This is a genomic window from Photobacterium andalusiense, assembly GCF_900185625.1.
Taxonomy (GTDB): Bacteria; Pseudomonadota; Gammaproteobacteria; order Enterobacterales; family Vibrionaceae; genus Photobacterium; species Photobacterium aquimaris.
Map to the genome: position 1 here is coordinate 39,775 of NZ_FYAJ01000003.1, position 26,270 is coordinate 66,044.

Genomic DNA, 26,270 nt, shown 5'->3' on the forward strand with positions numbered 1-26,270 from the left:
CTTGAGTACTTAGTTGCTATTTATTGGTTACATAATAATTACAAACGCATATATTTTGCAACAAATAATTGCAAAATTTAACTGCTAAACTAATCTTGCTCATAATGAAACCTAATCTCAATATAACTTCCCGCTTAATCATCAGCTTCTACATTTACTTTATGTGTTTTAGGTATATCATTTAACACATAAGAATATGAATTAGTGAGTAAATATATATGTCATCTCTTTTCACAAAAACACTTTTAGTTACTGTTACTCTTGGTACATTATTTTCAGCGGCAGCTAATGCAACAAATTCTATTGTTGTACAATCATGTGTCACTAATCCCAATTATGATGAGCAAGGACTTATTGACTGCTTACAACAAGCGACAAAAATTGCCAAAGATCAGGTTTATAATCTGACCGATCAAGGCAAGGTATATAACACCAAAATAAAGACACAATGTAATGATCAAAAAAACACCATTGATCAAGGACCAATTAAAAGTGCTGACAAAGCTAAATTAGCACTATGTTATGCAAACGCATGGTCAGCAGCTCGAGATAATTTACTTGGTGAAAAGTACACAACCAAGCTAACAACTGATATTTATAAGGAGAAATAATGAGACAATTATCTGATTATCAACAACAAATTCAGTCATTAGTATGTAACGAAGAATATTCACTAACACAAGCAATGTTATTATTAAGATCACTGCTTGATAATATTGAAAATGATGAAGCAATTACTGATATAGCCATGCATGCAGAATAACGCACTTACTCGTAATTAGTTATCAACAATAACGCTAGTTATATCATTATTAATATACGACTCAATTTCTTTATAAAGAAGTTGAGTTGCTGAATTTTGCATTTTTTCATAATTACTTACTAAATAGTAACCAGGCACTTTTTCCTGCATAACAGTCATATTAATAGCTTCTATCAATACACCTTGCTCTAAATATGACTCAACAAAAAGACGATTAACAAAAGCAATACCAATACCTTGTATTGCCGCCTCAATGGTATGCATCGAATTTTGAAAATAAATTTTACTCTGATTAGAATAGGGTTTTATATTATTATTAGCTAAAACTAGATCCCACTGAATTAATCTATTTGTCGTTTCAATTAATGTACAACTAGCTAGCCTTTCATCTGCAAGATCATCTAACGGTTTATTAATATAATTGGGTGCACAAACTGCAATCATTCGTTCTTGAAATAATAACCGATGATATTTTTCCGTTGGCGCTTCAATACAGTAACGTATTGATAAATCTATGTTCTCTTTATTCAAATCCAAGGTTTCAATGGTATCAATAAAAACAATAGCAATGGAATTTTCAGTTAAATAAGTATAGTTAAGCTGTGGTAATAGCCACTTATTTAATAATGTTGGTGGAATCGACACGATTAATTTTTGTGTTTTAGTGACAAATCCGACATCTGTTGTTGCCTGATCTAAATCCTTTAAAATCAGTGAAATGCGATTAAAATAACGTATCCCTGCATTCGTTAATTTGATTCCTCGATGTTGACGAATAAATAACTTTTGCCCAATAAATTCTTCAAGTGTCTGGATTTGATGGCTCACCGCTCCCGGTGTTACAAATAATTCTTCAGCTGCTAATTTAAAGCTTTGTAACCTAGCAGAGGCTTCAAAATAAATAATACCTTTTAATGGAGGTAATGATCTCACGTTTTATCCTTTAGAGTATTTTTTCTCAACAATTGATGTATTTTTATTGATTTGAGCTATTGTAAGTAATGCTACATTATAACCATTAAAGGTTTTCCACTAATATTTAATAATTATAAGTTGTTAAATAACGCAAATTTTAGCTCTATTACAGGTGAAATGATGAAATTTAAAACAATTGCTGTGGCACTGCTTTTTGCATTACCCTCTTTCATGTCACAAGCAGCAATGACATTAACGAGTCAGAACGTTACCAATGATCAAACACTGAATAATCAACAGCTATTTAACCAATGGGGCTGTACAGGTAAAAATGAATCTCCGCAGTTAAGCTGGACAGATGTACCTGCAGGAACAAAAAGTTTTGCTGTTACTATGTATGATCCAGATGCACCAACAGGAAGTGGTTGGTGGCACTGGAGTGTAATTAACATTCCAGCTAATGTACACTCTTTAGCTGAAGGTGCTGGTGCTGTTGGTGGTAAAGCTCTACCTAAAGGAGCGAGCATGGTTACTAATGACTTTGGCTTTAAAGGTTTTGGCGGCGCATGTCCACCACCAAATGCAAAACCACATAATTACCAGATTACTGTTTATGCATTAAATACAGCGAATATTAAATTACCTGAAAATGCATCACCGGCTCTAGCAGGTTATAACATCCTTGCTCACGTTATTGGTAAAGCGCGTCTTGTTGCACCAACAAATGCACGATAAAAACGATTAACATTAAATACCACTCTTAGAGTGGTATTTTTTTGCCTGCTCACTACATAAAGAGATGACTTTACCTCGTATGTAGTTCTTTTTCTTATTTTATTTCTGCACACCACAATTATACAAAATAATACTCTGTATATCCCCATGACAGCAAAATAGCTTCACTAAACATACAGAATACTGTACTATAAAATTACAATATACTTACTAATACGAAATATGACATATTGGAAAAAAATAACCCTAACGCGACAGACTAGCCTCAAGTCATCAATAATAATAGATGCTGTTTATCCACCAGAATTCGAAGACAATATCACCGCTGAAATACAACATCTACAAGCTGTCTACCATTGTCTTCACCGCTTCAAAAAAGATGCTATCAGTATCATTTGTTCTTATGACGGCCGTTTAGTCAAGTTAACAGAATCATAGAGTCAGTAAATACTTACCAATACTGTCATCATGTTAATAAACAAGTATCCACGATATTGCTTAGGTGGTTTAACTTATAGAGAGGTGTTTAATTTAGCAATTGATTAAACATCTTCTTGTCATCAATAAATGAATATCGACAACAACATACAATCATTAAGCTAATTTGAAAATAGAATAGAAATGTGAACGAAGGAGGGAATGAAGAATAAGAAATAAAAGTGAAAGACTCAAAAATATAAAAGGCGCAAATAACTGAGTTATTTACGCCAATATTAACTTTATAGATTAACTATAAAATTATAGAGCTACAACGTTTGCAGCTTGAAGACCTTTTTGGCCTTGCTCTACTTCAAAAGACACTTTCTGGCCTTCAGCAAGAGTTTTGAAGCCTTCAGAAGCGATTGCACGGAAGTGAACGAATACGTCAGCACCGCCGTTGTCTTGAGTAATGAAACCAAAACCTTTCTCTTCGTTAAACCACTTTACTAGACCAGTTGATTTGTTAGACATTTTGTGTCCCTTATATAAATTCTTTAAAATTATCGCAAAGTGCGATGCACTGAAGCTTGAATAATTTAATATGATGATGATAAAGCGAAGGGAAACACTAGTGTACACAACAATAACGAAGATGCTTCTAAGGGTTTTTCTTTTACTTAATTCTCAATCAATTACTCTAGCTACAGAGTGACTAAATTGTCACATAAAACGCATTACCTGTAAAGTTTTTTATTCAAACAATCGCTCAATATGAATACATGATAACAATTAATCATAATTTTATATCGTCGATTAAAAACAATACTACATTTTTATTATTAATCACTTGCCGCCACAGGTATAACATTTATGTTCCGCTGTATATTGATCACCGTACCCTTCTTCATCCCAAATCTTAATTGCATATTTTTCCCATTCTTTAGCAAGACTATCAAGTTGATCGCCAAATTTAAGATATCCATCTGCACCTTCATATTGAGGAACGGCTCCAACATCTTGAATATGCTTACGAAATTCCTCTGGGTTATCAATAATCGGACAAGGCTGCATTAAGTTATCATTGAAGGGAATATCTTTTTTGTAGCCTTCAAAGAATTTAGAACGAAGAATATCAATGATGGACTTATCACGAACATTATCTGCCGCATAAGGCTGAAACACACAAGGTTCTGCACCACCTTTTGCATTAATATGAAGGTAATTAGAACCACCAGACATACAACCATTAACAAGAAAACCGTGGTTCCAAAAGTCAGCTAAGAAAGCAAATGTGCCACCTTTACGCATAACTTCTAGTTTGTGGAAACGCTCATACCGCTGTTTCGGCGTCGGCACCAAATCAAAATTAGCATCAGCTCCAGTTGGCATATATTGAAATGTCCACACATATTCTACATTTTCATTAACCAAGAAGTCCCAGAACTCATCACTCATGATCTCAGCATGATTTTCTGATGTTGCCATTAGTGATGCTCCAGTAAGAACACCATACTGTTTCAGTAGTTTCCGTGTTTCACAGGTTTTTTGGAATACGCCTTCTCCACGACGCCAATCAGTATACTCTTCTCCCCCTTCTATTGAGATAGTAATGGCGACATTACCCAACTCAGCCAGCTTTTTAACTTTATTCTCTTTTAATAACGTGCCATTGGTATAAATCATGAAATAACAATCATTGAAGTCTTCAAAGATCTCGTACATGTATTTATATACAAAAGGTTCACCACCAGTAAAAGTAAAAAATCTCACACCTAAATTATAAAATTGAGTAAGAATGTTATACATCTCATCTTTCGTAAAATGGTATTCATTACCATAAAGCATTGAATAACAACCAACACATTCAAGATTACACTGATAAGTAGGAGACAGAAGCACTAGGAAAGGAATATTCGTGCCATATTTTAGTTTATTTTGTTCTCTTTCTTTTGCACCAAGTACACCGTGATTAATAATCAAATTTTGAATCAGTTTCTTACGGCAATTTGGTGATAATTTTTTTAATGCCCGTAACCACCCAAGCACTTGAGGATCTTCTTCTTTACACATTTGTGCTGCTTCTAATAAACCAGGTTTATTTTCTTCGTCAGCAAATTTAGACGCTGTTTTAAATAATGTACCAAATGCTTTAGGACTAAGGTTATTTACTAAGGATGAAATCAATGGTGATAATAACGTATTTACGGTATGACTTATTGTATATTTGTTTTTAATTACGGGTTCCATCTTATTGTCCTTATTGATTATTTACCCGTAATATAATCACTCTCCAGCCTACTTTATATAGAACTTTAACCAAAAAATACTCAATTTAAGACACAAAAAGAAAGCTAATACCTAGATCAAATTTTCCTTATTTAATTAAAAATAAATCTCATAACTAACTGTTAAGTAAATATTATTTTGATTTAACAATTTAACCTTTTTTCATTATATCGAACAACTAGCCATTATTATCAAATATCATCACAGCAACTGTCTAATTTGTCAGTGTTTATAATATACGCGGTAAAATATAATACCGAGCTATTACTTTATTTTTACTATTGTTAACAATACATTTTAAGCTAACAAAAATACTTTTCAAATGACTACAATTCACTAAATTTACAATAATGACATAACAGCTACAAAATATTTAAATAAATAATGGCAATAAAATATCGTAAATAGCGAAGAGATTAATTAAAACGAGGTAATAAAAAAGCCCCGTCATATAAGACGAGGCTTCAAAGGTGGCGGAGAGATAGGGATTTGAACCCTAGATACGCTATAAACGTATGCCGGTTTTCAAGACCGGTGCTTTCAACCACTCAGCCATCTCTCCATGGCAGCCATAATAACCACCACGACTTAGTCTGTAAAGGCAAAATATAATCCAACCTTACCGACAGGTATATTTTTAACCAAAAAGAAAAAATAACAACAATAACGTATAGTTAGCAATCAAACCAGTGCTAGTAAAATAACCAACATACGATCATCAGCACATAAAAAAAGGTAGAATACTCTACCTTTTTTTATTGCTTACTCATTATACTAATCAATATTAATGAGAATTCACCGCCGCTGCTGGAGCTTTTTTCTTAAACTTATACAAAGCTAATAAAGGCAACAATGCAACATAAGAAAACATTAAGAAACCAAATGTATATACAAAGGCCAGTAATGTCGATTGTTGATGTAATAACGCACTGACTTGAGCAATAAAGTTAGGATCAGTAACCGTTGTATGATGCTGCATTGCCTGTTGTTGTAATATTGGATTAGTGGTGCTTATATCAGCCCCTAAAGCATGCCATTCACGCTGTTGAGTTCGGCTAAAGTAGGTATTTACAATTGAGATACCAAATGAACTACCAATGGTTCGACAAAGGTTATACATCACCGCTCCACCAACAGCATATTTAGCTTCTAAAGTTCGATATGCCATTTGACTCAATGGTGCAAACACTAACCCCATCCCCATGCCTTGAATGATTGATGGTATGAGTACCCAATATAGATTAATTTCCATTGAGTACTGCATCATCAGGTAAGTACCAAAAATACTAAACCCAAGTCCAACCGCCACCAGCATTCTTGGATCTAAACGATCCATATATTGTGCCATCACCAACAATACAATCGCAGAAGTTAATCCACGCGGCGCCATAACAAATCCTGTCATTTCGACGGGGTAATGTAATAATTGCTCTAACATCATCGGTTGTAACTGAGTAATACCAAACAGTCCCATCGAAAAGCCAGCCATGATCAAACATGACACCGCAAGGTTACGGTCTTTTAATAGCCACATTGGAGCAATATCGCCTTTGGTTCGCCATGACCGTACAATAAAGAACACCCAAGCAATGGCACTTATAATCAATGAAAATAGAATAAAATTAGACTCAAACCACCCTTCTTCATTACCTCTATCAAGTACCATTTGTAATAAACCGATACCTACCGTCATACCGATAACTAATGGCCAGTCTAATTTAGACTCACCTTTGCCATCAATTTTAACGAACATATAAACCAATGTTAGACATAAGGCACCAACAGGCACATTGACGTAAAAAATCCAACGCCAATCCATATTTTCAGTGATAATGCCGCCTACTGTAGGACCTAAAATAGGGCCAAGTAGAATACCAACACTGAACAATGCCATTGCTTTACCACGCTCGTTAGCAGGGTAAATTTGCACCATGGTTGATTGTGCCAGTGGAATAACTGACGCACCAAATGCACCTTGCATAATACGAAAAGTTACCATTTCAGCAAGACTATCAGCTTGACCACATAAAGCCGACGTAACAATAAAACCAACCACAGATACTAATAGTAATCTTCTCACACCAAACTTAAGCGCAAAATAACTCGCAAGTGGTATACAAATAGCTTCAGCCATTGAGTAAGAAGTAAGTACCCATGTCACCTGCTCAGATGTAACCCCTAATGCACCCATCATATGCGGTAGTGCAACGTTGGCAATCGTCATATCCAGCAATACCATGATTGCTGATAACATAACGGCTAAGGTAATCCATGTACGATTAGCTGGCGTGACTGACTGACTCATTAGTTGGTCTCTGATTGGGTATCAATAGTGACGTCAGCACTCGCACCAACACGCAGTAATGGCTTATTTTTCAAATCTGTAAACTTGACACGTACAGGAAAACGTTGAGGAACTTTAACCCAGTTACCAGTGGCATTTTCAGGTGGCAATAATGAGAAAGATGAACCACTTGCAGGAGACAATGCCTCAACCTGCCCCTGATAGGTCACATCTGGGTACATATCTAACACCACTGTCGCTGTCATACCGACTTTCAATAAGCCGATATCTTTCTCTTTATAGTTAGCTTGCAGCCATGCTGTGTTATCTTCAATTAATGGCATCATTGCCAAACCAGGAGAAACAACACTACCAGGACGCACACTCACTTTACCTAGCTTACCGTCATACGGCGCATAAATATTAGTGTACGATAAGTTTAACGTTGCTTGGCTTAATGCCGCTGCTGCTTGTTTTACTTGTGGTGCTTCATCGCCTTTAGCGCCTTGTTGATTAATCAGTTGTGACATTTTTGCACGTGCGGCCTCAAGGTTTGTTTGAGCGCTGGCTAACTTCGCTTTTACATCATCGCCTTGCTGTAACGGCAACAATTTTCGGTTCACTAAATCCATAACACGGTGATACGTTTTTTGAACGTCAACAAGGTTAGCATCAGCAGCTCGTACATTTGCGCTCGCCGCTAAAATTGCATCATCGGTGGCTTTATTTTGTTGAGTCGCAACTTCATAAGCTGCTTTCGCTTGCTCTAACTGAATTTCATAAGGTGCAGGATCAATCTTAACTAATAAATCCCCCTCAGCTACATGTTGATAGTTTTCAACATTAACACTGAGTACCTTGCCACTTATTTGTGGTGCAACGTAAAGAATATTGGCGTGGATATACGCATCATCAGTACTTGGATATAGTTTTTGATGACGAGTATAAAAATATCCAGCGGTACCTAAAACCGCAGCAATAACAATAAAAATAAAAATATTACGAAATTTATTTGATTTAGTTGCTGGATTAGGTTGTTCAATTGGAGCCGTATCTGTCGTTGCCATGAATTTATCCTATTTAGCTAACACTTAGCTAAATTTGAGTCTAGATGATAGAAATTATTAAGCCAAAAAAAGTTCGTCTAGTCATAACTAATACATATTAATAACCATGCAACTGTATTGTTATAAACATAACCACAATAATTAACGTATTGAAATAATAGGCTTGTGAGCAGAGGCTTTCAAGTCGGTACCAATGGGGAGGAGGATATAATTGGGTCAAGTAAAGCGTCATTTTAAAGCATTGACCTAATGAATTAGAGTAAATACATTAATTTGGCTCTTTTCCCTTCCTAAATAGCTAAAATACATGAAAGTTTAATGGTTTTATTATTGCCACTTAATTATAAAAACTTAAACTCCATTTTTACCATTATTGCTTAAATGAATACAATCTGTACTGACATAAAACCACTACAGCAACTCGTACCAATAAAAGAACACTAAAACTCCTCGCTATTTAATTCAAGTAGCGAGGAGTGTCGAACGATTAACGATTAACGATTAACGATTAACGATAAATGCTAATGGCTAACTTTATCGACTAAATATAAAATTGAACGATATTCAATACCACTATGTTCAGATAAGCCGATCTCACAAGTTCGACTATTTGAATAACCTTCATGACATCCTTGAGGCACTTGTGCTTTTAATGGTGCTAACGCGCTCGCATTAAGTTCAGGTTTGGTAAATCCTTTATCACCAGCAAAACCACAACAAGTAATATCATCAGGAATAATTACCTCTGTTGCACATGCTCTAGTTACACGTTCAATAACAGACGCTAATCCCTGACGACGTGACGTACAGGTAATATGCAACATTACAGGCTCTTGCTGTGGTGTGATCGTTAATCTTGGCAATACAAAATCAGCCACAAATTTAAATGGCTCATAAATAGTAATATCATTGCGTAAAGACTGCTTACTGGTACTAGCACATGGACTGGTATCCATTAGTACAGGATATTGCCCTTGATGAGATGCTTGCCATAATGCTTGTTCAAGTTGTTGGGCTTTAACTTGTGCCGTTTCTGGAAAACCTTTACTAATATATGGCATACCGCAGCATTGATTATTGAGATCATCTGGTAATATGACTTCATATCCTGCTTTTTCAAGCAAAGAAATCGTTACTTCCGTCAACGGGCGTTTATCGAGTGCATTTACCTCAGTTCCCATATTTCTAGCGGCACAACTAGGAAAATACACCACCCGCTCTTTTGTTATACCACTAATAACAGGTGTAATTATTTTAGCTGCTGGTAAAGGCATATGCGGAGTCCATTGCGGAACTTTATGCCCTGAAAGTTGATAAGCTTGTTGCGTTAGCTTACGCATTCTATTTGTGCCTAAAGCTTTATGCATCTTGCTCGCTACAGTTAGCCCTACTTTTGCAGATGCTGTGACTGTTGCAAAATGATCGGCTGTCCATGAGGCAATTTTCTTCGCTTTTTCAGTATGATTTTGACGTAACTTACGAACTAAATCACCGGTATTAATTCCAACAGGACAACGTTCAGCGCACAATCCAGTTGCCGCACAAGTATCTAACCCATAATAACGGTATGTTTTTTCCATCGCTGCTAACCGCTGAGGATCTTCATTACTACGCCGTAAGCGCGATATTTCACGATACACCGTATTACGCTGGCGTGGGGTTAATGATAAATTACGCGATGGGCACACAGGTTCACAAAAACCACATTCAACACATTTATCGATAAGCTCATCAGCGACAGGCATCGCTTTTAAGTTTTTAATATGTGATTGTTTATCAGCATTTATAATCACCCCTGGATTTAATACTCCGCGAGGATCAAACACTCCTTTAATCGCGAGCATTAATTGATAACCAGCATAGCCCCATTCAAGTTCAATAAATGGCGCCATATTACGTCCAGTGCCATGCTCTGCCTTTAATGAGCCTTGATATTCAACCGCCACAAGCTCTGCAACTGCATCCATAAATGCACTATAGCGTTCAATTTCAGCTTGAGTATCAAATGATTGGGTAAATACAAAATGCAAATTACCCGCTAACGCATGACCAAAAATAATCGCTTCATGATAATCAAATTGGACAAACAATTGTTGTAAATCACGTACAGCTGGCGCTAACTGCGCAATAGGGAAAGCAACATCTTCAATAATAACCGTTGTGCCACTTTCACGGACGGCACCAACAGCGGGAAATAACTCTTTACGAATGCCCCACAATTGTTCACAGATGGTTGCATCACGACTAAAATCAACTTGCTCAATCGGAGAGAATGCATTGATAATCTGTTGGATTCCCTCTGCCTGAAGAAGTAAATCTTGTTCATTTTCAGCATGTAGCTCAATCAATAATGCGGCAGCTTCTGTATTACCATCAGCCCCTAGTTGAGCAATAAAGGCAGGCATTCCTGGCTTTGCTGCCACTGACGCTAATGAACGGTTATCCATTAACTCGACAGCTGCGACTCGTGTTTTACTTAATTGACTCACCGCTAAACATGTTTGCTCAATATCAGCAAACACAAACAGTCCCGATGCCTTAAATTGATGATTAATTACCGTGTTATAAGTCACATCAGCAATAAAACCCAACGTGCCCTCTGAACCAATAAATAGATGTTGTAATACATCAATTGGATCATCAAAATCCACTAAAGCATTTAAACTATAACCGGTGGTATTTTTTAAGCGGTATTTATGGCGAATTTTATCTGCAAGTACACTATTAGCCTGACATTCGCTGACCAATAACATCAGCTCGTCGATCATTGCAGCATGCGTTTTTTTAAACGCTGTAATGCTATTGAGATCTAAGGTGTTTAATAGTGTTCCGTCAGCAAGTACCACTGTCATTCCTGCAATAGTACGGTAGCTATTTTGCGAAGTGCCACAGCACATACCAGAGGCATTATTTGCCACAATGCCGCCGATCTTACAACTATTAATAGAACCAGGATCGGGACCAATTTTTCGTCCAAATGGCGCTAATATTGTATTCGCTTCCGCGCCAATGATGCCGGGTTGTAACCATATCTGAGCGCCATCATTAAGCACTTTATAATCTCGCCAACGCCGAGTTAATGTAATTAAGACTGAATCTGACTGTGCTTGACCTGATAGGCTCGTCCCTGCAGCACGAAACGTCATTGGAATTTGATGTTCATAACACGCTTTAATCGCAAAGATAACTTCATCAAGCGTATCAAGCTGTAAAACTATTTGTGGTAACAAACGATAAAAACTCGCATCAGTACCATAAGCCAACATCAACGTAGGATCAGTAATAATCCTTTTTTCATCTATTTGAAGGCGTAATTGCTCGATTAAATTAGCATAAGCAGGTTGCATCATAGCCTCGCTTTATTAGTATTAGGCATAATCTTTATGCTCAGTATTTCACTTCGGAATGAATGATTCTACTGCTATAAAGGCGATGATAACTGTTACTAATTCACATTTTCACTATGATAATGATTAAAATCAAAAAATCAGGTAATTACTCAATATTAATCACATCAAACCATAGAATATTACCGCCGATATGGATATCTATCTCTTCATCGATTTCTCGACCAAGCAATGCTTCACCAAAAGGTGAGCTCGGTGTCACGGTTATGACTTCCTCATTATTAATCATAAATTTTAAGCCTCCTGCCGCCGGCCCTAAAAACACCTTCTTAGCATGCCCTTGTTGATCTTCTAAAGACACTAAATGGCCAACAACAATGGTCGTTTGTTGAGTAGGCATTGTGGCAAATAAATGCTGATAAGCACTAATATCAGCTTTACATTCAGCTACTCGCTGAGCTTGACCATGAGCAAGATACGACGCTTCTAATGCAAAAGTATCGTATTTATTTTCCGCCACATTTTCATCATCTGTCGCGGTATTATAAGCACGCATTGCAGCTTCAGTTGCTATTTGTAATGTCTGTTCTAACTGTGCCTCAATACGCTCAAGTAACACTTGCTTGTTCATTTATTATCAACCTATTAGCCAAATGGGCGCTGATTATACATTGAATATAAGTACAAATAGCAACGTTCTCGAACATTAAACATCATCAATAGCTAAAGTAATAAGCCAATCATCCGATATAAACACTCATTCATGATTAAAAATGGTTACGACTCTCAATATGTATCGTTATAAATGGCTGTTATGCCTAATCGGAGTGTTAATTACCACTCAACCAGCGTTAGCACTAACTCCAACCCATTTACTTAATTATCAAGATAGTTATGGTAATCTTTCGCTAAAATACAGTGGTGACATTCGCTTACCCGATCCCCTTGTTGTAGATGGGGACCTAAATCTTGAAAGTAGCCAAATTAAATATTTACCATTAAGTCTTACCATTAAAGGCAATCTTAATTTAGCTTATAGCCATATTGAGTATTTACCATTAGCGCTTAAAGTAGATGGTTACATCAATCTTGCTTACTCTAAAATTAAAGAGCTTAATTTTGGTTTACAAGTCTATGGCGATCTTAGTGTTGCCCATACTCAACTCAAAAAACTACCCGATAACTTATATGTTAAAGGTGATTTATTTATCCAAAACAGTCAGCTTAAAGCTCTTCCAAATAAACTGGTGGTCGACGGTAATATTTATATTGGTAATATTCCACTTACGTCGATTCCAAGCGATCTGATTATTGGTGGCAATATATATAGATAATTAATAAACGAGCATTAAACACCATTAATAACAAAAAACTCAACACCAAAAGCAAACGTTTGCTTTTTCAATTGATAACTAAAGTTAATAATTGATAATAAAAAAGGAGTATAAGTTAGCCAGAAATTTTACAATATGAATGTTTCTCTCTGGCTACTTTGCGGTTGATATTTGTTATGAACAATTTTCAACAAACATTTAATTAGAGGATAATTAAATGTATTCATTGCTTTATCACTGATAAAGAAATGTTTTTCTAGTTTTTAAGCTTTAACAACTTTAGTTGTTTGATTTTTATGGTAAAACCACTGTCTACGACTACGTGTTTTCATTATAAACCTCTCATTTATGTCCCAATGAGCAAGGTTGATATCACTATATATTAATACCGTTCTTACTCGACTATTCGTGCTCTAGTTAACCAATATTGTATGACATTACAATGACATATTAATTGAATTATGATGAACAATTTTTATTTATCTATTTATGACAACAACTTCTATGAATAAGTTCCGTTGTGAATAAATATAATGATGATAAGTTTCGTGGAGGATAATTAAGGAAAGAATATAAACAAAGACTTTCTAATTTTTTTAAAGCTAATTTCACCTAACGATTTATATCAACATAGTTAATATAATTCTGTTTTTGCTATTTGACAACTGCTATAAGTCTTTTTTTTAATGATATGAGTATTTATTTTTACACTATTACTGTTAACTTAACCTAACACATTGCTATATAAGAAAAAAGTAACAACGTTTAATTGAATCTTTCATTGTTTTTTTGTTACGTGTAGATAGCACTTACCCCCAAGCCACCACTACCAAGTCAACAGATCACACAATTTTAATAATTAAGCGCGACTGCACAAATTTCACTATTTCACCATACTAGTCATCAAATCATTGATCGCAGCCCTATAAATTAATTCAAATTTATTGGTTAATAACTATATCTAGCTATGTTTGTGAGTATATTATTATGAATAAAATGCAACCACTGTTAACAACAGAACGCTTAATTCTTCGGCCATTAGAGCTATCAGATGCAACTAAAATACAACGACTTGCTGGTAGCGTTGATATTGCTAACGGTACCATTAGTGTTCCACACCCCTATTCTGATGGTATGGCTGGAAAGTGGATAGGCAAACATTTAGCTGGATGGTATAGCAAACAATCAGCTATTTTCGCTATTACCCTAAAAAGTAATCATCAACTTATCGGCTGCGCCGGATTAGAAAATATTAATGAAAATAGTGCCCAGTTGGGCTATTGGATTGGAGTGCCATTTTGGGGTAATGGTTACTGCACAGAGGCGGTAGAACGGATTAAAGACTATGGTTTTAATAAACTTAATTTAGAACACCTGTACGGTCGACATTTAAAGACAGTTTCAGGCCCTGAAAATGTAATGCTAAAAATCGGCATGAAAAATGTTACTGAACTAACATTTCCAAGTCATCATCTATCACAAGATGATATTGCGATTTATGAATTACTCAAACAAACAGCTTCATAGTTGTTTATAGCAATACGTAAAATGTGATTGCCCACTATGAATGTCATCAGATCAGCAAAGTGGCATTTATCACTATTAACCGTTAGCATGTTACCTTTATTTGTCGAGTCGTTAATAGGTAATTATAGTGAAATCACCGTGTGTCGCTAAATGTAAAAATAATGCAGGAATTTGCAGTGGCTGCTTACGAACAATGACAGAAATCAGCCACTGGATAGCCTATCCAGAACAGCAACAACTGGCGATCATGGCTGACATTAAAGCGATTAAAGCAACTCACCAGTGCCCACAATGTCAGCAACCCGCACAATGTGATATTAAGGCGGGCAAAGCTACATGCTGGTGTTTTGATATTGAACCGCGCCAAACATTATCCGGCTCTGTAACTACTTGCTTATGTCGACACTGCTTGTCATCGCAGCCAATACTATAATATTGAGTTATTAATCTTCTGTTGCTAATAATGTTTACGCTACCAATACCATAACAATCAGTTACAATTATCAGTTCTACTTTTAACGATACCAATAAGATGACACAACGCATATATATGATCGATGTTATCTGGAATTCACATGGATATGAAAGTTAATAAACGCCAAGGACAATTCCTTAACGACACCATTAATCAATGGCAGCAGCAACAACTTATTGATACCCAACAAGCTCAGCAACTACGTCATAGCTATGATGTGATTAGTTTTGATTGGAAACTACTGGCTGTTTATTCATTTTGGGTAGCTATAGCATGTTTTATACTATCAGTGATCTTACTCATTGCTGATGATTATTTAATTGCACTGATATCGCGTATTATCAATACGCCAGCAAGTGTACTCGCCTTTATTAGCGCTATGATTGCAGCTGGATTGTTTTATTTCGGCGTCAAACGACGACAGCGTTATCCACAAAAAGCAGTTAGTAATGAAGCAGTATTCTTTTTTGGGGTACTGATAACCGCTGTAACGAGTGTCTTTTTAAGTCATACCATGATGGCGCTTCATTGGCGCGAGAGTATTTTTATTCTTCTACCTACCATCATCTACCTTATCGTCGGTATTCAATTACGCTCAGTGTTAGTGTGGTTATTTGCTTTGATTGGCATTGGTTTATGGGTGTTAACAGAAACCTCTTACCTCGCTCAGAATCACTACCTGTTTTGGGGAATGAATATCCCGTTACGGTTTACTGTTTTTGGCGCATTAATTATTAGTGCTAGTATTGCTTTAAAACACCATCCGCGATTGCTATTTCTTCAAGAAGCAACACTGTTTATGGGGCTGATGTATTTTTTTAACGCTTTATGGATGCTAACTATTTTTGGCAACTATGACAGTTTAAGTGCCTGGTCACACATCAAACAGATTGAATTATGGGGCTGGAGTGTAGCAATGCTATTACTCACCTTAACTGCTATTTATTATGGCATTAAAAATAATAATCCACTTATAAGAGCCTTTGGCATCATCTTTTTATTATTATGTTTATATAGCCGCTATTTTGAGTTTTTTTGGGGTACGCTCCATAAAGCCGTTTTTTTTGCGATATTAGCGTTAAGCTTTTGGATAATAGGTAGTCGAGCAGAAAAAATTTGGCAATTAGGCAATAAAAACTAATAAAAAAGCCGCTGTAATAATAAATATTAAACAGCGGCGTTTTTGATTATTTGTTGCACATATTGTAAAACTAAAAAATAAACCATGTATTATTTAACTGCGTGCCTTTCTAAATTATATAAACGAATCTCATGCAATACACGTTCAGTTAACATTTCATTCATCGTATCCCTCATTGACGCTTGCATATCAGAAATCACTGGGAATACATTTTGATTCATTTCATCTAAACAGTTTTTAGACACTTGCATTTTTAAATCAAACTCAAATGAAGCAAGCGCTAAAAATTTTTCCATTCGTTGAATGACAACATTAATCATGTAGCTATCAGCACCTAAATCCAACAGTTCTTGTTCAACAATTAATTCTAACGGCGTACGATCTCGAGGCTGTTCTTTTACTGGAAACGCAAGAATATTTGACATCATATCCTCCTCATAATCAGTAATAATCATCCGTTGATAATTATTAATAGTAACATTGCTGTTACATTCATCCTATGTGTTATTGTTGCTATTGAAAAGACCATTTTTAATAAAAATCATTTAAACCCTATTAATTCATCGCCTAAAAAAACCATCAAAACACACAAAAAACAATTATTATCAATAATTTAAAACGTAATTGCCTTTTTTAAATTATTTAATATTTATTTGAAATAAAGTATATTCACACCGAAATTTGTTACTGACAAATATCATATTTGAAAGAGAATGATGAAAAACAGCGCTTTTTCGCGTATAACTTAGCGTCATAATAACAAATCATATTTAAATATTTTTAAATGATACCGTTCATTTAACAGGGAGCTTATATGCAAAAAAGTTTATTGATTGCCAGTTCGATTGCTATCGCATTAACACTGAGTGGTTGTTCTGATAATGAGGTTGGCGATGTTTCTTTAGGTATGTTTACAACTAAGGATATAAAGTTAAATACATTAGTCGATCCTGTTGTACCAGGTGTTACTTGTCATATTGCTAGCATCGAAGCAGATTTGAGTTTAGCGGATCCTTCAGACTCATCTATTTCATGCCGTCAAACCGGTGAAATAACACCAGAAATGATAGCGAAAATTGATAAATCAAAATCTGGCGAGGTTGTCTTTAAGAAATCTAAAAGTATTTTCTTTAAAACAATGAAGATACGTCGAATTTATGATCCAAAATCAGAAACCTTAATGTATTTATCATATTCAACCAAAACAACAACAGGTAGTTATAAACACAGTTTATCAACCGTGCCTCTTTGGGGTACAAAAGCATACGTTGCCCATACACCAACAACGACAACAAATATTCAGTAATAGCGCATTATCGCTTCTTAACTATCTAATTAAGAAGCGATATTTTACATCTCCACGCCCCACCTCATCCATATAAAAAATCAATAACCCCTCACAAAAAAACCACTAAATCAACAACCAAAAACATTACCGTAACATTAGTCCCACAAATACAATTACCATTATTGAAAAATGTGATTCCGATTCCGACAATTCCACTTTTCAAAAAAATTTTTTTTGGCATAGTTCAACTCGACCAATACATATTAACTATGTATCTTTGTTTACTATTCCGCGAGTGAATAACCATGCAAGCAAGCACTAATAAATCGATTGCTTTCAAGAAGATGACTTTACAATTAATCACTAAACTATGCCTGCTAAGTTTTGCTAGTTTGCCATTAAGTCACGTCGTAATGGCACAAGAAACAACAATCACAACAACACCATCAACAATAGATAACATCCTTATAAATCCAGATATTGGTATTACGGAGCATCATTCTTTTAATATTAAAAATGATCCGTGGTGGAATCAACCAACCCATCCAGAAACATCTGTGGTTTATTTCCGTTGGTATTGGGAAGAATTAGAGCCACAAAAAGGAAAATATAATTTCAAACTTATTGACGATACTATCAATCAAGCAGCAGCATTAGGAAAAACAACCATTATTAGATTTATGACGATGGCTGGCGTAGATGATGTCTACTATAGTAACTCACCCAATGCAGGCAAAAAAATATTGGGAATTCCATGTTGGTTAAAGAAAAAAATTGACCCAAATACAACGGGTGATATCTGCACTGATGATAATAGCTATACAATTGACTACAAAAATCCGGTATTTAAAAAGAACCTTAAACGATTCCTTAATGCCATGGGTAAACGCTATAACAATAATCCTAATCTTTTGCGTCTCGATGTCGGTCTTGTTGGCACATGGGGGGAATGGAATTTAGCATCACATAAAGGCTATGAACGACCAACATTGGGCAACCATGGCTATACAGATGCGGACTTATTACCATTTCCTAAAATGATGAAAGAAGCGTTTCCCAATAAAACATTGGTTATGTATCTCGGTTCAAACGATGAAAATATATTAAGCCATAGCACCAACCGAAATTATGGCTGGCGAGCAGATTGTCTGGGTGACTGGGAGCCAGGCTGGAATCATATGGAGCAAGGTTACCCTTCAACCATCGAGCACATTCAAGGAATTGGAAATACCCATAATAGCTACCCCGATCCTAAATTTCTTCAACGCTGGAAAAAAGCGCCTGTTGATTTTGAAATTTGTTACACTGTCGATGAATGGGCAGCTAAAAAAGACATTTATACGGTTGAAAAAGTTAAACAAACATTTGATACAGCACTTGATATGCATACATCATTATTAAACCTAAAATCAGGAAATATTCCTGAAATATATCAACCATTATTAGATGATTTTCTTAAAAAAGTTGGCTATAGATTTGAATTAAATACAGTTGAAATTACCAGTAACTTTAAAGCCGGATCGCCGATTTTAATTAACTCTAGTTGGATAAACACTGGTGTCGCGCCAAGTTATAATAATTATCCTGTCGTATGGCGATTACGAGACAGCAACAATAATGTCATCGCTTATTTTGAAACAAATAATGATATTCGTAATTGGCTACCAGCCGATAATAAAGAGGATATTGCACCCAAACACACTCAAAAGAACAGTTTTACATTGCCTAAAAATATTAAAGATGATCACTACTTCCTTGATGTAGCATTAGTAAAACCAAATACTCATGAAGCAGCAATAAAATTGGGTGTTGAAGGAATGAGAAAAGATAAATGGCATCAAATCAAATCCATTTACTTAATGAATAACTATTGATCATTTTATTCTCATAATAATTAAAGGCTAGCACGATGTTAGCCTTTAATCTAAAAACCAATTCGCAATAAATCACTAAGTTTACACTCAACTGATATGCCAATTAATATACATGTTATACTTCAGTATTATTAAGAATTGGCATTTAGCATGAAATATAACCATTTTATTATTGTTAGTCTCTTCGCTATTATCACTCCGATATTAGCGCAAGCAACACCAATCACGATCAATTACACGCCATCGGTTAATAATGGTATTCTTGTTAACCCTGATATAGGAATTACAGATCATCAAACGATTAATCGTCATAGTGATCCGTATTGGTCTGAGCCATCTTATCCAGAAACAAGTGTTGTTTATTACCGTTGGTATTGGGAACAATTAGAACCAGAAGAAGGTGTTTATAATTATAAACTTATAGATGATACGATCAAAGCAGCTCGAGCCCAAAATAAAAAAATCGTCATTCGTTTTATGACAATGGCAGGACTGAACGATACCTATTACAAACCTTCTCCTCGCGCAGGAAAAAAAATACTCGGTATTCCTTGCTGGTTAAAAAAACAAATAGATCCAAAAACCCACGCTATATGCAAAAATGATAATAGCTTTATCATCAATTACAAAAATAAAATTTTTAAATCCGACCTCAAACGTTTTATTGATGCCATGGGAAAACGCTATGATCATAACCCTACTATATTACGCTTAGATGTGGGTTTAGTCGGTACATGGGGAGAATGGCATCTTGCAACCCACTATAAAGATCCAGCGCCAACATTGGGCAAACACGGTTATAAAGCCAAAGATCTCATTCCTTATATCACTATGATGCAACAAGCATTTCCAAATAAAATGCTCACTATGAGTATTGGCACAACCAGCGACAACACAACAAGTTATGCAACACTGCATGGTTTAGGTTGGCGAGCTGATTGTATCGGTGATTGGAGTCATGGTTGGAATCACATGGCAGAGGGTTACCCACAAACGATTAAGCATATCGAAGGTCAAGGAAACATAAAAAATACTTATCCTGACAAAGATTTTCTAAATCGTTGGCAGCATGCTCCGGTTGATTTAGAAATATGCACTGATATGGTTGATTGGGGAAAACAACCTAAAATCTATACTCTGGAAAAGGTTAAAAAAACATTTGATACTATCTTGAACTTCCACACATCATTATTTAATTTAAAATCGACAAAAATACCAACACAATATGAGCCACTGTTACACGCTTTAATAAAAAAACTAGGCTATCGTTTTAACCTAAACCATATTCAAGTAACGAGTGAATTCACACCAGGAACCAGTATCACCTTTGACTCACAATGGCAGAATGTTGGAGTTGCACCTAGTTATAATAACTACCCTATTGTATGGCGATTAAGAAGCAAAAATAATAAAGATATCTATTATTTCAATACTAATAATAATATTACCCAGTGGATGCCAGCAGCTAATACTACCAGTCAGGCTCCTATTTACAATCAAAATAATACATTTACCCTGCCTAAAAAAATTAGTAAGGGACAATACTACGTTGATATTGCAATGGTTAAGCCTAACACTCATCAGCCACAAGTATTATTAGGTATAAATGGTGAAATTAAAAATAAGTGGTTCCAATTAACCTCAATTACAATTAAATAATAAAAAAGCGTCAAATAATTATATTTGACGCTTTTTAGTAAAGATTACTTATTTAATTGAATCATTACTGCATTAGATGTCCAATTATCAGCACTGCAAGTTTCTGTGCCAGGGAAGCGCACAACAACCTTTTTATTGTGAAGTAATGCATTTTCTAGTATTGACTGAAACTGCGAACTTTGCATTTCAGTTTTAAAACGTAAATGTTCTTCTAATTGTTGCTGTTGAGCAGATGACAAATTAGAGCGCGCTAACAACTGCATTGGTTTAGACATATAATCTTTATTAGATTTATTTAACGCTATACGTTTCCATGCCTTCCAATGTTCAGACGGATTATTTAAATAAGCAAAAATAGCGCCATGTTCAATACGAATAGCTTCAACTTTTGCAGGACCACAGTCTTGCCACTCACCATTATTACTATCTATACTTGAATCAGCAAAAGCTGAAGTAGAGAGAGAAGCAGCCACTAAACTGAGTGCAAAACATAATTTTTTCATGACGTTACGATCTTATACTAGTTATTAAGTATGCGGAAATCTACTCTCATTTATTCCAACAGTCTACCTTATTGATATATCAAATAAAGATCGTCAAATACATACAAATTATTTTATAAATGTGTTTTTAAATGCATCCCAAACACCAAATGAAAAGTGTTTAAATATATCAATACCTAATGCAGATTTAATTAAATACATCGTCAATACTGCAGACATAAATAATATAATAGCACCAAAAATAATACTCAGTGATTTACATAATAATGATAATGAACCATTCTTTCTTTTTTCTGAGCGACGATCTCGTCCAACTAATAGAACCGCATAATAACGCCACTTACCAAAACCAATCGTTGGTCGAACATCAACACAATGTTCACTTCGAACTGTATTGGACACAATCGCGGTTTCTATCGCTTTTACTTGATCATTACTCAAAGATGCACAAAGATCTTTTGGAATAGACTTAAAAAAACGAGTAATAATAGCCTGTTCTTGATCTGAATAATTATTAGGTAACATTATTTACACTCTTATTTCTTCATCACAGACTGTTTATAAACGTCATATGTCTGCTCTGCAATCAAATCCCAATCATAATTTTTTAGATATTCAGCATACGAGACAAGAGGATTATCAATTGTCTTTACAAGCTTATCCGCTAAATCTTGGCTATCACCACATTTAAAGTAACAATCGTCCTTTAAATGTACGGCTTTATTAGCAGGGATATCACTGACTATAGCAGGTAAAGAAAATGACATTGCTTCTAATAAAGCAATTGGTAATCCTTCACTAAACGAAGGTAATACAAACGTATCTGCTTGCGAGAATATACTGTGTAATTCTTCACCAGACAAAAAGCCAGTTAAGACAACATTATCTGTTTCTTTAGCTGTTTGTTTTAGCTTAGTGCTATATTCTGTTGCATGATCACTATCACCAACCAATACTAATGTTTTTTTAATACCACTAAGCTTGTAGGCTTCTAATAAAACATCTAAGCCTTTTTCTTGTGAAAAACGCCCAACTGCAACCACATAACCTCGAGGATCAAGATTATATTTAGATAGGTATTCATTAATCTTACTTGGTTGTGGTAACTGTGGCTCATGAACACCATTAAAAATTAAATGAGTATCCTTGCGCCCATATTTTTCAGCCATTAAATTTTGCATAAAGTCAGAAATAACAATGACCTCTGATGAATACTTCATCGCCCACTTTTCACCAAGGCGAAGAATAAACTTGGCTAATTTACCCCATTTTTGATGATCATAGTTTTGACTATGGTGAGTAAAAATAACTTTTTTGCCAAACAACCGTAACAATGGAATCACTAAGCCAGAGCCAATTGCGTGTACATGGACAATATCTGCGCCAGTTTTAATTGCATACAAAGCAGCTAAAAATGAATGTAAAGGAGCTTCTAAAGATTTATTTGTTACTGTCGGTAAAGCTTTTAACTTAACGCCTTCATAAACACTTTCTGAATAAGGCACATAAGGTTTACGCGCTGTAACTGTTATATCTAAATCATACTTTTTAACTAATAGTGGATATAACGACTGGCAATGAGATTCAACGCCACCAGGTACATTAGGAATACCACGTGTACCTAAAACTAAAATTGATTCTTTCACAACAACCCTTCTTATTTAAGTAAAAGTCAGCCTAAATTAGACTGACTTTAGATCGATATATCTACTTACCAGCTAATGAATGATATAACTCAATAAGTTCACGCTTATGAACTTCAAGTGAATATTTATTAACCATCCGTTCTCTAGCTTTTAAACCCATCGACTTAACTAACTCTGGATTAGTCGCTAATATATCAAGTTTATCTGCAAGTTCCTGTGCATTACCAGGCTCAAATAAGAAGCCAGTTTCACCATCAACAACTTGCTCAGGGATACCGCCAATATTGCCACCAATAACAGGCTTACCGTAGCTCATTGCTTCAATCACTGACATTGAACAGTTTTCATACCACTCAGAAGGGACAATAACTGCCTTCGCATTTTTAATGATATTAAACAGCTCATCACCTTGTAGAAAACCAAGTAATTCAACATTTGGATACTGTTGTTCAATTAACTCTTTAACAGGACCATTACCCAATACCTTCAGTGGTACGTCTGCTTTCATTAAGCTATGCGCTTGTGCTAAAGTTGGTACGCCCTTCTCTGGGCTTAGACGGCCACAATAAAGAAAGTAGCCACCGTCTTCGCCAATTTCAGTTGTACTAGCATCAATACCATTAACAATAACTTGTACATTTGCATTGGGTAAACGCGTTTTAATCATACTTTTCATAAACGCCGAAGGCGCAACAAAAGTATCAATATTCTCATAGCTTTTCTTTAAACTATGGAATACAGCTTCGCATGACATTAAGAAACTTTTAGACCATGACCCCTCATGCCATTGATATTTAAATAAATTAACAAAACTGCCATTGATATTTTTAACATCAAACACTTTGCCATCAATTAAACAACCATAACCTGGACAAGCAACTTTATAATCGTGTGCCGTAAGAATTGTTTTACAGCCGTGCTTTTTAGCAATTTTGATAATTGACGGTGTTAATTGATGATAAATATTGTGGAAGTGAACAATTTCAGGTTTTTCATTAATAATTAAGCGCTCAAACTTTTCACAAGCTTGTTGATTATGAATAAAATCACGTGAAACTTTTAATTTTGACTTTAGACCATGCTCATTATTGTAATCAACATTATCAACAAAATATTCACTTTGCTCTGATGGTAAGTTTTTCTCATGTTTCATAGAAAAATCTATAACCTCAAAACCTTCCGTATTTTTCACCATTTCTCGCTCTTGCAAGAAAACAGTTTCCGCACCGCCATGAGGGAAAAAGAACTTATTTACAAATAAAACTTTCATAAAACCTAACTCACTATCACAAAGCATTGTGTTTATTTAAAACATTCTTAATATCGTCAGCAACTTGTTGGCCTAAATATGAGTAAGAACGATTGTTTTTAATATAATTATAACCAGCATCTAATTCTTGTTCTGACATTGGATTTTGGGCTAAATCAATCATCGCATTAGCATAAGATTCACTGCTACCATCTGTAACTCGACCACAATGTGACTGTTCAATAACATATTGCTGATCGGGTGAATCATTGCAAATCATGGCTTTCTTCAGCGCCATATATTCCATTGCTTTAGTTGGTGTTGACACATCAAGTAATAGGCCTCGATTCATAAAACCAATCACCATATCAACCCCTTTAAGGTAAGCCCAAGCTTCTTGAGTCGGAACCCAGCCAGTAATAATAAAATCATCAGCTACGCCCAACTTTTGTGCTTCTTCTATTAAGCATTCACGATCACGTGTAATTTCAGAATCGCCTACAAACAATAATTTAAGGTTCGGTACTTGCTCTTTTGCCTGCTTAAAAGCTTGAACAATGGTTTCTAGCTTACGTAATCGATCTAGACTACCTAAATAACCAATAACAATAGAATCTTGCCATTGTGGTATATATTTCGGCTCAGTTGCTACAGATTCATCGATTTTATCAAAATCAACCCCCATCGGAACAACCATCATAGTTTTAGGATCAACACCTTTATTTTTCATATAATTAAACATGAAATCGCTTTGAACATAAACACGATCAGAATGCGGTAAAATAAAGCGATAAAGAACAAACTCTTCTATTAAGCCTTTTGCTAATAGAATTGGACGCTTCCAACGTGGAATATTTTCATTTTTATCTTTTGCACGCATCGTTCTGCTTTCTGCGTATAAAAATGAAACCCAATAAGTGAAGGGCAATTTAGTTAATTTTGCGGCTAGCAAGGTAAATAGTCCGACCCAAACCATATCACGCGCTTGAATAACATCATATCCATCTTTTTTTGCTTGCAATGATAATTTACAGGCATTAAAAAAATAAGCTAATGAATCCAGATGTTTATTTGACATCTTTTTACTGGTCATTAATGTGGTATCGTTACCCTTAATAAAAATTGCTTCTTTTTTAGGAATACCAACAATAGTTGTTTCAACACCTTGTTTAGGCAGTTCTTTAGAATAAAGTACATCAACATCTGGACGATATGATGGCAACTCTTCTGGAACAAAGTTTATAATTTTTATCTTGCTAGCCATTAATACTTCTCATCTATTATTTTTATAACTTTTGCAGGGTTACCAACTGCAATACTATTTTTTGGAATGCTTTTAGTAACTATTGACCCGGCACCAATAATACAATTATCTCCAATAACAACATCCCCTAAAATAATGACACCAGGACTCAACTCAACGTTATTACCTATCACTGGTGAAACATATTTACCGGTTATTTTATCGATTTTATTACCTATCGTAATATTATGTTTTAATATGACATTATCACCAATAACAACCTCTTGATTAATAACGATGTTTTGAGGGTGATACATCATTAATCCTTTGCCAATTGTTGTTCTTGCTGGTATATCTAATCCGCAAAAAAACTTGAAAAACTTCAATATAATCAAGTTAATAATAAACAGCTTTCCTCGAAGACCATCGGTATAATAACGTGACGCCAAATTTAAATTTAACATGAAAAATTTTGCTGCTAATGGACTATTATTTTTTAACATGTTGTTACTCC

At 35.2% G+C, this 26,270-nt stretch carries 24 protein-coding genes and 1 tRNA gene; 10 read left to right on the forward strand and 15 right to left on the reverse strand.

Going from position 1 to position 26,270, the window contains the following annotated elements; all coding sequences use genetic code 11:
* The first annotated feature begins 218 nt into the window (after positions 1–218).
* Positions 219–611 (forward strand): hypothetical protein, encoded by a 393-nt coding sequence (locus tag PAND9192_RS09320; RefSeq protein ID WP_087853579.1) that lies wholly within the window; start codon positions 219–221, stop codon positions 609–611.
* Positions 611–763: a hypothetical protein gene (locus tag PAND9192_RS20685; RefSeq protein WP_159458230.1), complete on the forward strand. Its 153-nt coding sequence runs from the start codon at positions 611–613 to the stop codon at positions 761–763. Before PAND9192_RS09320 ends, PAND9192_RS20685 begins: the two co-directional genes overlap by 1 nt.
* 15 nt (positions 764–778) lie before the next feature.
* Here the strand turns inward: PAND9192_RS20685 and PAND9192_RS09325 are convergent, their stop codons facing one another.
* On the reverse strand, positions 779–1,696 hold the full coding sequence (locus PAND9192_RS09325; RefSeq protein ID WP_087853580.1) for a LysR family transcriptional regulator: 918 nt from the start codon (positions 1,694–1,696) through the stop codon (positions 779–781).
* 162 nt (positions 1,697–1,858) lie between these two features.
* Between PAND9192_RS09325 and PAND9192_RS09330 the strand changes: the two genes are divergently transcribed.
* Positions 1,859–2,413, forward strand: coding sequence for a YbhB/YbcL family Raf kinase inhibitor-like protein (locus PAND9192_RS09330; protein WP_065166622.1), 555 nt, complete (start codon positions 1,859–1,861; stop codon positions 2,411–2,413).
* Positions 2,414–3,151: 738 nt separating this feature from the next.
* On the opposite strand, the gene cspE is transcribed toward PAND9192_RS09330, so the two are convergent.
* The 7 genes from cspE to PAND9192_RS09365 all read right to left on the reverse strand — a co-directional run bounded on the left by cspE (position 3,152) and on the right by PAND9192_RS09365 (position 12,448).
* On the reverse strand, positions 3,152–3,364 hold the full coding sequence (gene cspE / locus PAND9192_RS09335) for a transcription antiterminator/RNA stability regulator CspE (RefSeq protein ID WP_036791338.1): 213 nt from the start codon (positions 3,362–3,364) through the stop codon (positions 3,152–3,154).
* 312 nt (positions 3,365–3,676) lie between these two features.
* Positions 3,677–5,080, reverse strand: a complete 1,404-nt coding sequence (locus PAND9192_RS09340) for a radical SAM protein (RefSeq protein ID WP_087844789.1) — start codon at positions 5,078–5,080, stop codon at positions 3,677–3,679.
* Between the two features lie 510 nt (positions 5,081–5,590).
* Positions 5,591–5,681: transfer RNA gene (locus PAND9192_RS09345), tRNA-Ser, on the reverse strand.
* Positions 5,682–5,903: 222 nt separating this feature from the next.
* Positions 5,904–7,424 carry a DHA2 family efflux MFS transporter permease subunit gene (locus tag PAND9192_RS09350; RefSeq protein ID WP_087853581.1) on the reverse strand — a complete coding sequence of 507 codons (1,521 nt, stop codon included), beginning with the start codon at positions 7,422–7,424 and terminating at the stop codon, positions 5,904–5,906.
* Complete coding sequence (locus PAND9192_RS09355) at positions 7,424–8,470, reverse strand: HlyD family secretion protein (RefSeq protein ID WP_087853582.1); 1,047 nt, start codon at positions 8,468–8,470, stop codon at positions 7,424–7,426. Before PAND9192_RS09355 ends, PAND9192_RS09350 begins: the two co-directional genes overlap by 1 nt.
* Positions 8,471–8,991: 521 nt before the next feature.
* Positions 8,992–11,817 (reverse strand): FAD-binding and (Fe-S)-binding domain-containing protein, encoded by a 2,826-nt coding sequence (locus PAND9192_RS09360; protein ID WP_087853838.1) that lies wholly within the window; start codon positions 11,815–11,817, stop codon positions 8,992–8,994.
* A gap of 148 nt (positions 11,818–11,965) precedes the next feature.
* A complete protein-coding gene (locus PAND9192_RS09365) occupies positions 11,966–12,448 on the reverse strand; it encodes a transcription elongation factor (protein WP_087853583.1) in 483 nt (160 codons plus the stop codon).
* A gap of 142 nt (positions 12,449–12,590) precedes the next feature.
* On the opposite strand from PAND9192_RS09365, the gene PAND9192_RS09370 reads away from it, so the two are divergent.
* The 4 genes from PAND9192_RS09370 to PAND9192_RS09385 all read left to right on the forward strand — a co-directional run bounded on the left by PAND9192_RS09370 (position 12,591) and on the right by PAND9192_RS09385 (position 16,294).
* The gene (locus PAND9192_RS09370; RefSeq protein WP_087853584.1) at positions 12,591–13,151 is read left to right on the forward strand and encodes a hypothetical protein; all 561 of its coding nucleotides are present in this window, start codon (positions 12,591–12,593) and stop codon (positions 13,149–13,151) included.
* Between the two features lie 987 nt (positions 13,152–14,138).
* Positions 14,139–14,678, forward strand: coding sequence for a GNAT family N-acetyltransferase (locus tag PAND9192_RS09375; protein ID WP_087853585.1), 540 nt, complete (start codon positions 14,139–14,141; stop codon positions 14,676–14,678).
* A 127-nt stretch (positions 14,679–14,805) separates the two neighbouring features.
* On the forward strand, positions 14,806–15,111 hold the full coding sequence (locus tag PAND9192_RS09380) for a DUF1289 domain-containing protein (protein WP_087853586.1): 306 nt from the start codon (positions 14,806–14,808) through the stop codon (positions 15,109–15,111).
* 142 nt (positions 15,112–15,253) lie between these two features.
* Positions 15,254–16,294, forward strand: coding sequence for a hypothetical protein (locus PAND9192_RS09385; RefSeq protein ID WP_087853587.1), 1,041 nt, complete (start codon positions 15,254–15,256; stop codon positions 16,292–16,294).
* 89 nt (positions 16,295–16,383) lie between these two features.
* On the opposite strand, the gene PAND9192_RS09390 is transcribed toward PAND9192_RS09385, so the two are convergent.
* The gene (locus PAND9192_RS09390) at positions 16,384–16,722 is read right to left on the reverse strand and encodes a hypothetical protein (protein WP_234999053.1); all 339 of its coding nucleotides are present in this window, start codon (positions 16,720–16,722) and stop codon (positions 16,384–16,386) included.
* Between the two features lie 386 nt (positions 16,723–17,108).
* Here PAND9192_RS09390 and PAND9192_RS09395 point away from each other — a divergent pair, with 386 nt between their 5' ends.
* The 3 genes from PAND9192_RS09395 (at position 17,109) to PAND9192_RS09405 (ending at position 21,115) form a co-directional block, all read left to right on the forward strand.
* Positions 17,109–17,600, forward strand: coding sequence for a CreA family protein (locus tag PAND9192_RS09395; protein ID WP_087853589.1), 492 nt, complete (start codon positions 17,109–17,111; stop codon positions 17,598–17,600).
* A 287-nt stretch (positions 17,601–17,887) separates the two neighbouring features.
* Complete coding sequence (locus tag PAND9192_RS09400; RefSeq protein WP_234999055.1) at positions 17,888–19,456, forward strand: DUF4832 domain-containing protein; 1,569 nt, start codon at positions 17,888–17,890, stop codon at positions 19,454–19,456.
* A gap of 150 nt (positions 19,457–19,606) precedes the next feature.
* Entirely contained in the window at positions 19,607–21,115 is a 1,509-nt protein-coding gene (locus PAND9192_RS09405; protein WP_087853590.1) for a DUF4832 domain-containing protein, read from the forward strand.
* A 44-nt stretch (positions 21,116–21,159) separates the two neighbouring features.
* On the opposite strand, the gene PAND9192_RS09410 is transcribed toward PAND9192_RS09405, so the two are convergent.
* The 6 genes from PAND9192_RS09410 to PAND9192_RS20940 all read right to left on the reverse strand — a co-directional run bounded on the left by PAND9192_RS09410 (position 21,160) and on the right by PAND9192_RS20940 (position 26,259).
* The gene (locus PAND9192_RS09410) at positions 21,160–21,618 is read right to left on the reverse strand and encodes a hypothetical protein (RefSeq protein ID WP_087853591.1); all 459 of its coding nucleotides are present in this window, start codon (positions 21,616–21,618) and stop codon (positions 21,160–21,162) included.
* A gap of 108 nt (positions 21,619–21,726) precedes the next feature.
* Positions 21,727–22,143, reverse strand: coding sequence for a hypothetical protein (locus PAND9192_RS09415; protein ID WP_087853592.1), 417 nt, complete (start codon positions 22,141–22,143; stop codon positions 21,727–21,729).
* Positions 22,144–22,154: 11 nt separating this feature from the next.
* On the reverse strand, positions 22,155–23,264 hold the full coding sequence (locus tag PAND9192_RS09420; protein ID WP_087853593.1) for a glycosyltransferase family 4 protein: 1,110 nt from the start codon (positions 23,262–23,264) through the stop codon (positions 22,155–22,157).
* Between the two features lie 61 nt (positions 23,265–23,325).
* Positions 23,326–24,534, reverse strand: coding sequence for a glycosyltransferase family 4 protein (locus PAND9192_RS09425; RefSeq protein ID WP_087853840.1), 1,209 nt, complete (start codon positions 24,532–24,534; stop codon positions 23,326–23,328).
* A gap of 16 nt (positions 24,535–24,550) precedes the next feature.
* On the reverse strand, positions 24,551–25,777 hold the full coding sequence (locus tag PAND9192_RS09430) for a glycosyltransferase (protein WP_087853594.1): 1,227 nt from the start codon (positions 25,775–25,777) through the stop codon (positions 24,551–24,553).
* The gene (locus PAND9192_RS20940; protein ID WP_087853595.1) at positions 25,777–26,259 is read right to left on the reverse strand and encodes a serine O-acetyltransferase; all 483 of its coding nucleotides are present in this window, start codon (positions 26,257–26,259) and stop codon (positions 25,777–25,779) included. The genes PAND9192_RS09430 and PAND9192_RS20940 overlap by 1 nt, the downstream gene beginning before the upstream one ends.
* Between the last annotated feature and the right edge of the window lie 11 nt (positions 26,260–26,270).

Coding starts and splice junctions, on each gene's coding strand:
- PAND9192_RS09360 (WP_087853838.1), bottom strand. CDS start 11,817: ATGCAACCTGCTTATGCTAATTTAATCGAGCAATTACGCCTTCAAATA.
- PAND9192_RS20940 (WP_087853595.1), bottom strand. CDS start 26,259: ATGTTAAAAAATAATAGTCCATTAGCAGCAAAATTTTTCATGTTAAAT.
- PAND9192_RS09375 (WP_087853585.1), top strand. CDS start 14,139: ATGAATAAAATGCAACCACTGTTAACAACAGAACGCTTAATTCTTCGG.
- PAND9192_RS09405 (WP_087853590.1), top strand. CDS start 19,607: ATGAAATATAACCATTTTATTATTGTTAGTCTCTTCGCTATTATCACT.
- PAND9192_RS09330 (WP_065166622.1), top strand. CDS start 1,859: ATGAAATTTAAAACAATTGCTGTGGCACTGCTTTTTGCATTACCCTCT.
- PAND9192_RS09425 (WP_087853840.1), bottom strand. CDS start 24,534: ATGAAAGTTTTATTTGTAAATAAGTTCTTTTTCCCTCATGGCGGTGCG.
- PAND9192_RS09390 (WP_234999053.1), bottom strand. CDS start 16,722: ATGATGTCAAATATTCTTGCGTTTCCAGTAAAAGAACAGCCTCGAGAT.
- PAND9192_RS09355 (WP_087853582.1), bottom strand. CDS start 8,470: ATGGCAACGACAGATACGGCTCCAATTGAACAACCTAATCCAGCAACT.
- PAND9192_RS09410 (WP_087853591.1), bottom strand. CDS start 21,618: ATGAAAAAATTATGTTTTGCACTCAGTTTAGTGGCTGCTTCTCTCTCT.
- PAND9192_RS09385 (WP_087853587.1), top strand. CDS start 15,254: ATGGATATGAAAGTTAATAAACGCCAAGGACAATTCCTTAACGACACC.
- PAND9192_RS09400 (WP_234999055.1), top strand. CDS start 17,888: ATGCAAGCAAGCACTAATAAATCGATTGCTTTCAAGAAGATGACTTTA.
- PAND9192_RS20685 (WP_159458230.1), top strand. CDS start 611: ATGAGACAATTATCTGATTATCAACAACAAATTCAGTCATTAGTATGT.
- PAND9192_RS09415 (WP_087853592.1), bottom strand. CDS start 22,143: ATGTTACCTAATAATTATTCAGATCAAGAACAGGCTATTATTACTCGT.
- PAND9192_RS09430 (WP_087853594.1), bottom strand. CDS start 25,777: ATGGCTAGCAAGATAAAAATTATAAACTTTGTTCCAGAAGAGTTGCCA.
- cspE (WP_036791338.1), bottom strand. CDS start 3,364: ATGTCTAACAAATCAACTGGTCTAGTAAAGTGGTTTAACGAAGAGAAA.
- PAND9192_RS09365 (WP_087853583.1), bottom strand. CDS start 12,448: ATGAACAAGCAAGTGTTACTTGAGCGTATTGAGGCACAGTTAGAACAG.
- PAND9192_RS09370 (WP_087853584.1), top strand. CDS start 12,591: ATGGTTACGACTCTCAATATGTATCGTTATAAATGGCTGTTATGCCTA.
- PAND9192_RS09340 (WP_087844789.1), bottom strand. CDS start 5,080: ATGGAACCCGTAATTAAAAACAAATATACAATAAGTCATACCGTAAAT.
- PAND9192_RS09320 (WP_087853579.1), top strand. CDS start 219: ATGTCATCTCTTTTCACAAAAACACTTTTAGTTACTGTTACTCTTGGT.
- PAND9192_RS09350 (WP_087853581.1), bottom strand. CDS start 7,424: ATGAGTCAGTCAGTCACGCCAGCTAATCGTACATGGATTACCTTAGCC.
- PAND9192_RS09395 (WP_087853589.1), top strand. CDS start 17,109: ATGCAAAAAAGTTTATTGATTGCCAGTTCGATTGCTATCGCATTAACA.